Here is an 11776-nt window from a genome sequence, read left to right on the forward strand (position 1 = left end):
CGGTACGGCCTGGTGGATTGGCGGGAGAGCGGTGGATTTGATCGGCGGGCACGCGAACTGGCATCCGCCGGGATTGACGTTCACTGTGAATATTGCGGATGACGCGCACCCTATTACGCAGGGGGTTGATGATTTTGAAGTGGAAGACGAGATTTATATGTCGGCGTGGGATCCCGCTGTTCACATTTTGGCGACCGCGGATTGGAGCGATAAGCAGCATCCCATGGCCTGGGTGAAAGATTATGGCGAAGGACGGGTATTTTACACGACTCTGGGACACGGGCCAGGTACATTTGAGCGGACGGGGATGCAGCAACTGGTTACGCAGGGCGTGAAGTGGGCTGGAGGGAACTCGTAATGCTTAGATTTGCCGAAGAACTCTTGCTTCTGACACTCGATGACGAGAATGGGAGGTTTGCTCGCGTGCCAGACCGGCTGATGCGGTACGCACTTGCCGGTGGTGTGTTGATGGATTTGGCGCTGGAGAATCGGATTGATACGGATCTCAAAAATCTGATTCTCGTCGATTCGACTCCGGTTGGGGATAGCTTGCTCGATCCGACGCTGGCGGATATTGCTCAGGCGGACGATACTAAGGATGCGCGCTTTTGGGTGGAACGCACCGCGCTTCGCGCAGATACGATTCGAGAAGTGGCACTCAATCGGCTCGTCGAACAGGGTATTCTCAAGCGCGAAGAGGACCGGTTCATGTGGGTATTCCAGGCGCGGCGATATCCCATTATTGACAATACGGCTGAGCGCGAGGTCAAGCTGAGGATTATGGAGGTATTGTTTAGCGATCAGATCCCAGGTCCGCGCGATGTCGTGATTATTGGCCTTGCGCATGCGTGCGATATATTCAAGGAGATTCTGTCCGCACGCGAACTGGCGCGTGTTTCAGATCGCATTGATCAGGTGCGAAAGCTGGATTTGATCGGTCAGGCTATGTCGCAGGCGATCACGGATATCGAGCTATCGCTCGCCCTCGCGGTGCAGATGATGCCGTGAGAAGTGTGAAGGGGATTAGTCGTAGGGCCCCTTGTGGGTCCCCCGCGACTATGAGCTATTATGTTAAGCAATAGAAAAGCCGCTTTGCTGAAGTCCCAGCAAGGCGGCTTTTTTGAGGTCCCGCTGTAGTGAGGCAGAAGTTACACGCCTTCGGCGATTATCACGGAGGCGGTGGCGGACCTCAGGCGGATCTCTTTGAGTCTGGCGTATTCCGGGGAATTTAGCCACGCCCTCGCCTGTTCAACGCTGTCGAATTCCACCACTACCATGCGGTCGGGTATCCAATCGCCCTCTATCGCCTCAGTGACTCCTCCTCGTACCAGGTATTTGCCGCCGTGAGCCTCAACGGTCGCTGCAATCCCTTCTCGAAACTCAGCGAAGACAGCCTGATCCGTTATTCCGTTATTCAAAATTACATATCCTGCCATGTTGACTTCTCCTTTCGTATGTTATGTGAGTACCACTATATGGTAGTGCCGGTTTTACTATAAGCAAGAATCTAAAGTTTTTGTCAACACCCTTTTTTATGGATATTTGGTGTCGCTCGTATCCTCAATGGGTCCGTCTCTGGTTTGCAATCGCATCCCGGTGTTATTGGCGCGCGTGCTCCAGACTTGCCCCGAGATGGCAGCGTGCTTCCGTAAGGCTGTTAGCAACTGCGCCTTGACTACATCATCTGAGGTCTCATCGGCGTCAAAGAATCCGAAGACTGTGGATCCAGTTGACGAAAGGCCACACCCAACAATGCCGGCCACCTCGTTAAACCCGCGCCGAACCGCCTGAAGCGGGACGAGTTCTGGTCGCTCCCAATGTCGCCGCTTCCAGCCAGTCTCCTGCAGGGCACTCACTGATGATCCAAACGCCGGCAGGTCGAACTCCAGGATCGCGGGCAGGAGTTGCATCAGGATCACATGCGACACCGCTTGAACCTCATTCAGTGGTATCGGTGTGTTAGCGACCATGAATTCAAGTTCTCGCTGGCCCGATAGCCCGCCCAAATCCCGAGGTCTGAACAGGACTACGCCCCAGTGAACTGGAAATTCGTAGCGAAGTAAGAGAGGCGGTTGACGCACATCGCGGGCAAAGCGGCTGGGCGCAAAGAAGTCCTTATCCCGGTCAACGGAGTGGCCGCCATCCAGTAGCAGACCGCCCCATTGGAATGCACCAATGCCGATGCCCGACGTACCCCCTCGCGTCGATATTTCTGTCAGTTTGGACTGTGAAAGGTTCAGTTCGAAGCAGTGATTCAGTGCCGCCAGCAAGGACAGCCTCCACTGGGTACCCGAACCAAGCCCATGATGGGGAGGGACCGTCTCGCGGATAACGACCTGCAAGGCTGGATCAACATCCAGCAACTCGCTGCTGGATATGAGTTCTCTCATCACGAATTTTCGTAGCCTGGCGTCGCCACCACGCACGTTGGCGTGCCCGTGGGAGCGGAAGTCGAACACGATTCCCGGTTGTTCCAGCGCAACACCGAGACCGCCGTCGATGCGCCCCAGTTGACCGTTCATGTCAACGAGCGTGAAATGCAAACGCGACGGGGTGCTAATGCGATTGTGAATGAAGGTTAAGGACATCGGCAGCCTCTGTGGAAATGGGCGAGTAACAGGTGCTGGATACGAAGCTGTGGTAACGCAGAAGTTATTCGACGATAGTAGATTTGATTTTGTGTGTTCTGTCAATACTATCGCGAGCCATCGACTTGTACTATAATAATGTCTATGCCGTGATATTTCCGGTGGCGCACAGAAGACGCGTAATGCCGCAACAGGCGGAACGATATCTCGCTTTCCTCCGGAACCTCGACCTGTTCGCTCAGGTACGCCAACTGGTCTTCGATGTTCTCCTCCTCGAAAACCGCCAGAAACTCTATCTCTATTGTCCCGTTATTGGGACGCGCAAAGAGGATTAACTTCGGCGCATTATCAGTCGCGTAGTTACCCCCCAGCTGTAACAGACTCGACAGTGCCTCTTCACCTGCGGCACGCAGCCGCTCCGTCGAAGCATCATTCCAGCCGACCCTGGAGGCGAGGTCGCGGAGTAATGCGTCAATCCTGGGCAGAGCGGAGATGTCCAATGCGGTCTCCAGACGGCTGCGCCGCGGATTGGTCAGCTCTGTGAATGAGGTCATCAGAATCGTAGCCAGAACGCCGGCTGTCATGCCGTTGCCGAGTGACGCGCCCCACGTCTGGCCCAGCAGGTCCAGGAAGATGTTCTGATTCTCCAGGCCCACTCCTATTGAGAGTGCCAGGCCCACCGCCAGAGCCTTTCGATGATCGAGACCATCCTGAAAGACTGTCCTCATACCTTCCACGAAGAGCAGACCCATTATCATCAACAGGAAAGCCCCCATGACGTGACTGGGAATTGTGAGCAGGATAGCCGCAGTCTTGGGCAAGAACGCCAGTCCGACTAAGATGCCCCCAATAGTATATCCAACGCTGCGTGCTGCGACGCCAGTGAGGGTGATGAGCGACACGCAGGAAGGCGAATAGATTATAGTGGGCAGCGTTCCCGCAATTCCGGACAGCAGCGCGCCCAGTCCGTTGGTGTTGAGTGTGCCCTGGACCAGACGGAAATCGGTCGCCTGTGGCCTGCGTCGCGAAATCTGTTGAATGACAACGCTATCGCCGCTGGTCTTGATGGCGACTACGAGACTCACAATCACGAACACCGGCAGAAGTGCCCAGAACTCCGCACCTGGTCTCAGATCGAGCCCCGCCCATACTGCGATATCCGGCAGGTCAAACCAGGGTGCTTCAATTACTTGCTGAGCATCGTACAGTCCGAAGTATGCGGCGACCGCGCAACCCGCTGCGATTCCGATAAGTGGCGACCACAGCCGCCAAATCCCTGAAGCGCGCAGTGCCAGTGCTACGGCGACGGTCAATGTCACTGCGGCACTGACTATACCCGCGGCCAGAGGCACCCCTTCAGGTACCTCTTTCAGCCTGTCGAATGCGATTGTCATGACTGTGACTGCTATCAGCATGAGCGCTGTGCCTGAGACGACCGGCGTGATGATGCGCCGCAGCAGCGGGAGCCAGGCGGCCAGCGCGAACTGCATTAGTGACGATACGACGATGAGACTCGCCAGCATGGACAGATCGCCCTCCTTTAGCGCCAGGACAGAGATCGCTATGAAGTGGGGTCCGGCACCTGTCATGAGCACCTGCCCAGATCCCAGCCGTCCGACCCGACCAGCCTGTAGCGCAGTAATAACGCCACCGATTATAAGCGAGGAAAAGACGGCCCACGATAGATAGTGATCACTCTGGCCAGCTGCACGGAAGATAATGGTTACAAACAACACCGTGTTGGCCAGAGTAAGCATGACACCCTGAAAGGCGACGCCAATCGACACTGAGGGAGGACACTGCTCGTCAGGCTCGTATTGAATGGTTTCATTTTTGTGCGCTATACTCAAAGATAGCTCCCAATTCAAACTAATTCCGCAGGGTCGTTGATGCGCGCGCCTTCGGGGGCAGGGACTGAGCCTGCGAGCAATGGATCGTCGGTTGTTTCCATCCAGGTTTGGAGGCGGTCGCGCAGGTCGTTTAACACGTCCTGATATTTGGGATCAGAGGCGAGGTTGTTGGTTTCGTGGGGGTCAAAAATGAGGTCGTAGAGTTGTTCGTGGGGTTGGTTTTTCTGTCGCCAGCCCTGGGCGAGAAAGTAGGATTTGCTGGGGCTGCCGTCGCAGTTGATGTCACCGGGACGCAGTGTGGGATACCAGTGGCGGATGTATTTCCATTTTTTGGTGCGAATGGTGCGTTGCGGATCGTAATAGCTGTGATAGTTGATTTCTGCGAAAATTTCATCGTGGATTTCATCTGTTTCTTCGCGGACGAGAGGTAGTATGGATTTGCCTTGTAGCCAGTGTGGATGGTCTATGCCGATCACATCGCACAAGGTGGGGAAGAGGTCAATTTGAGAGACCATGCCGTCGATGACTTTGCCGCCTGAAAAACCCGGTCCGCGCATGATGAGCATGACGCCGATGCCGTGATCGGTGAGGTTGCATTTCATCATGGGAAATGCGATGCCGTGGTCTGTGGTGCTGATGACGAGGGTGTTGTCGGCAAGCCCGGCACGGTCTATGGCTTTGAGGACGCGCCCGACTTCTGTATCGAGGATGCGAACGCAGGTTTTGTATGCGGCGGTGTCGTATCGGGTTTCGGGGGTGTCGGGAAAGGGGGCGGGGGGTATGCAATAGCGCGGGTCGTCTTCTGGCTCTGGTTCGGGGAAGCTGCGGTGGGTGACGGTATATCCGACGTCGAGGAAGAAGGGCTTGTCGTGGGATCGGTTGAGAAATGCGATGGCTGCGTCGGAGGTCGCCCGTTGATTTTTCGCTGTGTCAAATATTTCGTCATAACCGATTTCTGAGGGATCGGCTGTTGGAGGGCGACCGACGTGCTGAAAACCGGAGAGAGCGGTTGTGTAACCCGCTTTTTTGAGCGTGTGAACGAGGTGATGGCTGTAATCGTTGAGCCGAAAGCCGCGATGGGCAAGCCCCAGCATGCCACAACTGTGGGGCCATTGTCCGGTCAGGAGTGCGGCTCGACTCGGCGAGCAGGTTGGGTTGGCGCAAAATGCCTGGCGAAAGAGAACGCCCTGTTCGGCGAGGCGCTGAAAATTCGGGGTGGGCATGGCATGTCCAAAGGGCTGAATGTAGCGACCTGTGTCGTGAGAGTGGATGTAGAGGATGTTTGGATGGGGCATTGCATTCTCCTGTGATTGTTACGTATGGGATAGATATGCTCGAAGGTGTTTGAGGGCGTGACCGTTGTCTATTGCTGCTCGCGCCTGTTGAATTGCATCTTGGGGATCGGTGATGAAACCGAGCAGATGATCTGTGAGGGCTGCATTGAGTACGATGCGGTCGTAAACAGGACCTTTTTCGCCAGAGAGGGCAGCAAGACCGAGTTTGGCAAAGGTCTGTGCATCCACGGCATTGGGACGTGGATTTTGTGTGTAGTGAAAGCCGTAAGTGGCGGGATTGATGTCGCAAGCATAAGTTTGATCGGCGCGAAAGCCCTGTGAAAAATTGATGGCGTTGCGCGTTTTATCGGTGGGTTTTCCCAGGCGAAGGGAAAAGTGGCTGGTGCCTTCTTCTCCCTTGATTGCGACTGCAGATGTAAACCCGGTCTCGCGTGCGATTTTCAGAAGGGGGATTTCGTATCCCGAATGGTAATAACCGATGACAATGTGATTGCTTCCAGAACAGGTGAAGATTTGCTGCGCTTTTTCTGTGGCAGACCACGGAGGGCGTTTGCCAATGTGGGCGCGAAGGTCGCGGGCTGCATAGGCTAATGGCGCATATTCGCGCTGGCTGATGTAGGCAAAGCCAATCTCGGGATTTTCGAGTCGTTCTGCTGCTTCTGAAAGCGATAGATTGGTGCGGGCATTGAGGGCGTTGAGGATCTGTTCGTCGGTTATACCCCATTTGGGCGGCATGGCATCTACACCGTGAAGCACGGTGGGGCGACCGAGGGCTGCGCGCAGTGCTGCGACAAAAAGGGTGGGTTTGAAGTAGCGTGTTGAGCCATTGTAGGGTTGACCAAAGTGGGTGAGGTTATTCACCTGTACTGCGTGGACGCGTTCGGGCGCAAAGGTCGAGTGGAGGTATCCGCGCACTTCGTCGTAGGATTCGAGGTTCATGCGCTGGCCTATTAGTGCGGCACCTTTGAAGCTACCGCGAACGCTTTCGGTGAGAATGGCTTCGCACATAAGGCGCGTTTGGTCATAGGTGAGATGCCCTCCGGCGAGAATGGTTTTTAACGCGGCAATGACGGTTTGCTCGTCGGGTGATTCTGCGGGACAGTGATCTTTAAGGCCGAAGATGTATTGCAGATCTGGTGAGAGGTGGGTTTGTAGAAGGGGGGTATATTGTTCAAAGGCGTTGATTTCCGCCTGGCTCCAGGCTGTTTTGGGCGGGTAATTGCGCCGCAGACGCATGGCTGCAAAAAAGGATCCCATCTGGATAGCGGAGACCGGATGATGCGCTTTGTTTTGCAGGGTATTGAGGATGGCATCCAGTACGGGCGGCGGCTGCGGATCGCTGGATTTGTTGCCCAGCGGACGAGATTGCGTGGGACCTGTACACACGCGCGCCTGGGCTTCGAGGACGAGGGGATTGGGATCGAATAGTGGCATAGGATGAAAAATATTGCGGGGATGCGGTGTTGTCAAGCTATTGAAAAGGATAAAGTCACAGAGGGTGTAAAAGTGCTATACATCACCCCAATTTGTTTGTATTATGTTTCCCATTAGTCGCGTTTGGTGTTTTACGAGAGAGTATAAATGCAAAGCTGAGGAATTTTCCAATGTTTTTCAGGTGTTCTCGTTTCGCTTTTCTGATGGGACTGTTTCTGTCCCGTGATGCATTTGCACAGGAAGCTTTGGCTGGCGAGTCGTCTGGCGCGATACAGATGGTTATTGACGTATTGAATGCAGGCTTAGGTGCGATAACCAATTTTCTATCTTCGATTATATTTTTTGATTTTGGCCTGGGTATTCCACTCGTTATTATTGTGCTCGTAGGTGGTGGCTTTTATTACTCTTTTTATTGTCGCTGGATCTCTCTGCGCGGAATGAAACATTCGATTGATGTGATTCGCGGAGGGTATGACAATCCGGATCATCCCGGTGAGATTTCGCATTTTAAAGCCCTGACCAGTGCGTTGTCTGCCACTGTGGGGCAGGGGAATATCGCGGGTGTAGCGATTGCTGTGAGTGCCGGTGGTCCCGGTGCTGTTTTCTGGATGATTGTCACGGCTTTTTTTGGTATGGCGTCCAAGTTTGTATCCTGTACTCTGGCGGTGATGTACAGAAGAATCCATCCCGATGGGCGCGTGTCGGGTGGGCCAATGTACTATCTGGAACAGGGCTTAAAAGAAAAAGGCCTTGGAATTTTGGGGCGCGTGATGGCTGTGTTTTTTGCCGTGTTGACAGTTGGCGGTTCTCTGGGCATTGGCAATATGTTTCAGGTGAATCAGACAGTTGAAATGCTCGGTACTGTATTCGAGGGATTTAAGACCTATAACTGGGTTGTCGGGATTTTAATGGCGGGGGTAGTGGGCATTGTCATTAGTGGAGGTATCAAGCGCATTGGCACTGTCACAGCGAGCATTGTACCCTTCATGTGTGGGTTGTACGTGCTCACATCCTTTCTCATTATTCTCGCGCGTATTACCGAATTGCCCAACCTGATTGTGAATATCATTTCCCAGGCGTTTATACCTGAAGCCATATATGGTGGCTTCATGGGATCCCTGGTTCAAGGGGTACGCAGGGCGGCTTTTTCCAACGAAGCGGGGTTGGGTTCTGCGGCATTTGCCCACGCGGCAGCCAAAACCGATGAACCCGTGCGTCAGGGGATAGTGGCGATGATTGGACCATTTATTGACACCGTTATTATATGTTTAATGACGGCATTGGTTTGTATGATTACGGGTGCGTATCAGTTGCCCGAATTTCAAGGGCAAAGTGGGTATCTCGTGGGAATCCAGATGACATCTGTGGCATTTGATTCGTTCGCGCCCGGGTCGCGTTATGTCATCGCAATTGTGGCAATGTTCTTTGCCTATACGACGGTGATCGCGTGGGCATATTACGGCGAGCGAGCGTGGGAATATCTTTTTGGATTGCGATCTACTCTGACGTATCGAATTGTTTTTGTGTGCTTTGTCTTTATCGGGTCTGTCACCGCGCTAAAGAGTGTGGTCGATTTTTCCGACGCGATGATTTTTGCAATGGCGTTTCCGAATATTGTCGGCTGTATTATCATGAGTCCACAGATCAAAGACAGGCTCAACGAATACTGGGGGCGTTACAAGGCGGGTGAAATAAAGGCGTATCCGAGGAATACATATTGATAGCTTTAAGACGGGTTGACCATCACAGGTGAACCCGTTTTGCGTGTACTATGAAATTTGTGTGTACTATGAAATAAGAATGAAAAAAAGATTTGACTTTCGCATAGACAAGTAATATTTTAGCTGAACTTCTCAATTCCCTGCAAGAATACATCTCGCTATGGGGCGCAATAGCTCTTGACCGAATTGAGTGAGTGTGTTTGTTTTTTGCACGCGACGTGCGGCAAGAGCTTCCGTAGATAATTTTCACACATCAGGATACAGGTCCATGGAGATTAAAACCCAAAGAGAAAATGGCATTTTAATCGCGAACGTGAATGGCCGGGTTGATAGTGCCAATGCCCGCGAGTTCGAAAATGTATTAAGCTCCGCAATCAGTGACGACGATACATGCGTGGTCGTAGATTTTGGGGGGCTTTCTTACATTAGTAGCTCGGGCCTGCGGGTCATTTTGCTGGTTGCCAAGTCACTCCGGAATCGCAATGCGGAATTCGCGCTTTGCTCGCTTTCTGGTCCCATCGGAGAGGTCTTCAAAATCAGCGGATTTGACAAGATCATTTCGATCTACGACTCACAGGCAGAGGCTTGCGCTGCACTGGGCGGATAACCTGCTGTCGCGTGTGCTCTCAAGCCATAGATGAGAGTTTGGCGTGTTTTATTTAACATATTGCACAGACCGTTAGACCCGCCATGCTTACTGTGTGCTCTCCTCAATCGGGTTACAGGCGTTCTCGAACTCATACGCCGATCCGATTTCCTGTGTATCTGGTCTATAGATCATTTTCCAGGGTATTTCTCATGCCCTGTATATCCGCTTTCAAAACCTCCCGAATAACAGCCAACCTTACTATCTGGTGTCGCGCAGTTTGTCATTACACAATGACCGGTCTGGCATTTATCTACTTTAGTAACTCTCCCCGGAACCCTTTCCACACAAGTGAGTAAAAAAGATAGGTCTCTGAAACGAGGACTGTTGCTATCGCAATCATTGTGCTCCGATCAAATAGTGCTTAACATCAGTATAAGTAAGACACCATTAATTAAGAGGCGCATATATGAAAAAGGCGCAATACAAAATACTCGTGGTTGATGATGAACCCGATCTCGAACATCTCGTGAGGCAGCGCATGCGGCGCGATGTTCGCGCCGGACACTACGAATTCGTCTTTGCCTACAACGGCGTTGAGGCTCTCGAGGTGCTGAACGCGGATCCGGATATCGATATGGTGCTTTCGGACATTAATATGCCGAGGATGGATGGTCTCACGCTGCTCGAACAGATGTCGCAAGTCGATCCCGACCTCCGCGCTGTCATTGTCTCGGCTTATGGCGATATGAAAAATATCCGTACGGCCATGAATCGAGGGGCATTCGACTTTGTTACCAAGCCCATTGATTTTCAGGATCTGAGGGTCACGATTGAGCGCACTCTGGAACACCTGCAGATGTGGCGCGAGGCTGTGGCTTCGCGGGATAAGCTGGTGGCACTGCAAAACGAGCTTCGCGTTGCCCATGAGATGCAGCAGTCGATCCTGCCGAAGGTCTTTCCCAACAAACCAGGCTATCAGCTATTTGGAAACATGGAGCCTGCACGCGAAGTGGGCGGTGACTTTTTTGATATTATCAATCTGGAAAATGACTGTGTCGGTCTGGCAATTGCCGATGTTTCCGATAAGGGTGTACCGGCTGCTCTATTCATGATGTCCAGTCGCACGTTGATGAAAGGAGCCGCAATTGGCAGATCGAGCCCGGCCGAGGTGTTGAGCGAGGTCAATAATCTCCTGCAGGAAGACAACGACGCAGCGATGTTTGTCACCGTGTTTTACGCCGAATACAATCCGGGGAGTGGGGTGCTGTCGTACGCCAACGGAGGGCACAATCCCCCGATTGTCGTCCATGCAGATGGCAGTTCGACTGTGCTCCCCCAGACCAACGGAATTGCTCTGGGTATCATGCCAGATATTAAATACGAACAAAACTCAGTCACTCTGTCGCCTGGCGATGCCCTCGTGCTCTACACAGATGGTGTAACCGAAGCCATGAATGCCCAGAATGAGGAGTTTGAGATGGAGCGTTTGTGTGCTGTATTGTCCGAGCATTGTTCGTGTGATGTTCGCGAAATTAATCAGGCGGTTTTTCAAGCTGTGCAGGGATTTGCGGGTGATATGCCCCAGTTTGACGATATGACCTGTATGACACTTTTTTGCAGAGAGATTGGGATATGAAGGTGAAACGTTCTCTATGTATTGCATCGGATCTCGGCGAGTTGGAGCGGCTTCACGATGCCGTGGCAGAACTCGGCGAGGCGGGGGCTTGGCCCCCCGATCTCGTGTACCAGGTTGATCTCGTTCTCGAAGAATTGATCGTCAATACTGTAAACTACGGGTACGACGACGATGCACGCCACGAGATTGAGGTCACGCTGACCTCGGATGAGGATGTTTTCACCGTTGAGATTATAGACGACGGGCATGCCTTCAATCCACTGAGTGACGCTCCCGAACCAGATTTGGACGCAGGGATAGAAGATCGGCCGATAGGGGGGCTTGGCATCCATCTGATGCGCGTTATGATGGACGATGTACACTATCGCCGAGAGCAGAATAAGAATCATCTTACTCTGATTAAGCGGAGGAATGGATGAGGGGAATGCTCTACAATTGTGCGGTTTTACTGCTCGTTTTGCTGATTGTGGAAATCCGCGCAGAAGAATCCGGAATCTCTGATGAGCGTATCCTTTTTGGGCAGTCCGCCGCCTTTAGTGGTCCCGCTCAAGAACTGGGCAAGAACATGCGGATTGGTATTGAGGCAGCTTTTCAGGAGGCTAACGCGCGGGGCGGCGTGCATGGTCGGCAGCTCATGTTATTGTCTCTCGATGACGCATGCGA

At 52.9% G+C, this 11776-nt stretch carries 12 protein-coding genes; 7 read left to right on the forward strand and 5 right to left on the reverse strand.

Features of this window, described 5'->3' with window-relative positions; all coding sequences use genetic code 11:
* Both OXG87_06495 and OXG87_06500 read left to right on the forward strand, forming a co-directional pair.
* On the forward strand, positions 1-358 hold a 358-nt coding region (locus tag OXG87_06495; GenBank protein ID MCY3869189.1), incomplete at its 5' end, for a ThuA domain-containing protein.
* Positions 358-1008 (forward strand): GPP34 family phosphoprotein, encoded by a 651-nt coding sequence (locus OXG87_06500; protein MCY3869190.1) that lies wholly within the window; start codon positions 358-360, stop codon positions 1006-1008. The genes OXG87_06495 and OXG87_06500, both read left to right, overlap by 1 nt.
* Positions 1009-1148: 140 nt before the next feature.
* Here the strand turns inward: OXG87_06500 and OXG87_06505 are convergent, their stop codons facing one another.
* The 5 genes from OXG87_06505 to OXG87_06525 all read right to left on the reverse strand — a co-directional run bounded on the left by OXG87_06505 (position 1149) and on the right by OXG87_06525 (position 7167).
* The gene (locus OXG87_06505; GenBank protein ID MCY3869191.1) at positions 1149-1436 is read right to left on the reverse strand and encodes a DUF1330 domain-containing protein; all 288 of its coding nucleotides are present in this window, start codon (positions 1434-1436) and stop codon (positions 1149-1151) included.
* A gap of 96 nt (positions 1437-1532) precedes the next feature.
* On the reverse strand, positions 1533-2588 hold the full coding sequence (locus OXG87_06510) for a hypothetical protein (GenBank protein ID MCY3869192.1): 1056 nt from the start codon (positions 2586-2588) through the stop codon (positions 1533-1535).
* Positions 2589-2695: 107 nt separating this feature from the next.
* Entirely contained in the window at positions 2696-4438 is a 1743-nt protein-coding gene (locus OXG87_06515) for a hypothetical protein (GenBank protein MCY3869193.1), read from the reverse strand.
* A 14-nt stretch (positions 4439-4452) separates the two neighbouring features.
* Positions 4453-5733 carry a sulfatase gene (locus OXG87_06520; GenBank protein MCY3869194.1) on the reverse strand — a complete coding sequence of 427 codons (1281 nt, stop codon included), beginning with the start codon at positions 5731-5733 and terminating at the stop codon, positions 4453-4455.
* An 18-nt stretch (positions 5734-5751) separates the two neighbouring features.
* Positions 5752-7167 (reverse strand): hypothetical protein, encoded by a 1416-nt coding sequence (locus tag OXG87_06525; protein ID MCY3869195.1) that lies wholly within the window; start codon positions 7165-7167, stop codon positions 5752-5754.
* 170 nt (positions 7168-7337) lie between these two features.
* Between OXG87_06525 and OXG87_06530 the strand changes: the two genes are divergently transcribed.
* From OXG87_06530 to OXG87_06550, 5 genes are all read left to right on the forward strand, one after another.
* Entirely contained in the window at positions 7338-8888 is a 1551-nt protein-coding gene (locus OXG87_06530; protein MCY3869196.1) for an alanine/glycine:cation symporter family protein, read from the forward strand.
* A 268-nt stretch (positions 8889-9156) separates the two neighbouring features.
* Complete coding sequence (locus OXG87_06535) at positions 9157-9495, forward strand: STAS domain-containing protein (GenBank protein MCY3869197.1); 339 nt, start codon at positions 9157-9159, stop codon at positions 9493-9495.
* A gap of 448 nt (positions 9496-9943) precedes the next feature.
* On the forward strand, positions 9944-11113 hold the full coding sequence (locus OXG87_06540) for a SpoIIE family protein phosphatase (protein ID MCY3869198.1): 1170 nt from the start codon (positions 9944-9946) through the stop codon (positions 11111-11113).
* Between the two features lie 2 nt (positions 11114-11115).
* Positions 11116-11532 (forward strand): ATP-binding protein, encoded by a 417-nt coding sequence (locus OXG87_06545; GenBank protein ID MCY3869199.1) that lies wholly within the window; start codon positions 11116-11118, stop codon positions 11530-11532.
* Positions 11533-11537: 5 nt separating this feature from the next.
* On the forward strand, positions 11538-11776 hold a 239-nt coding region (locus tag OXG87_06550), incomplete at its 3' end, for an ABC transporter substrate-binding protein (protein ID MCY3869200.1).

Source organism: Gemmatimonadota bacterium, from assembly GCA_026706845.1.
Classification (GTDB): domain Bacteria; phylum Latescibacterota; class UBA2968; order UBA2968; family UBA2968; genus VXRD01.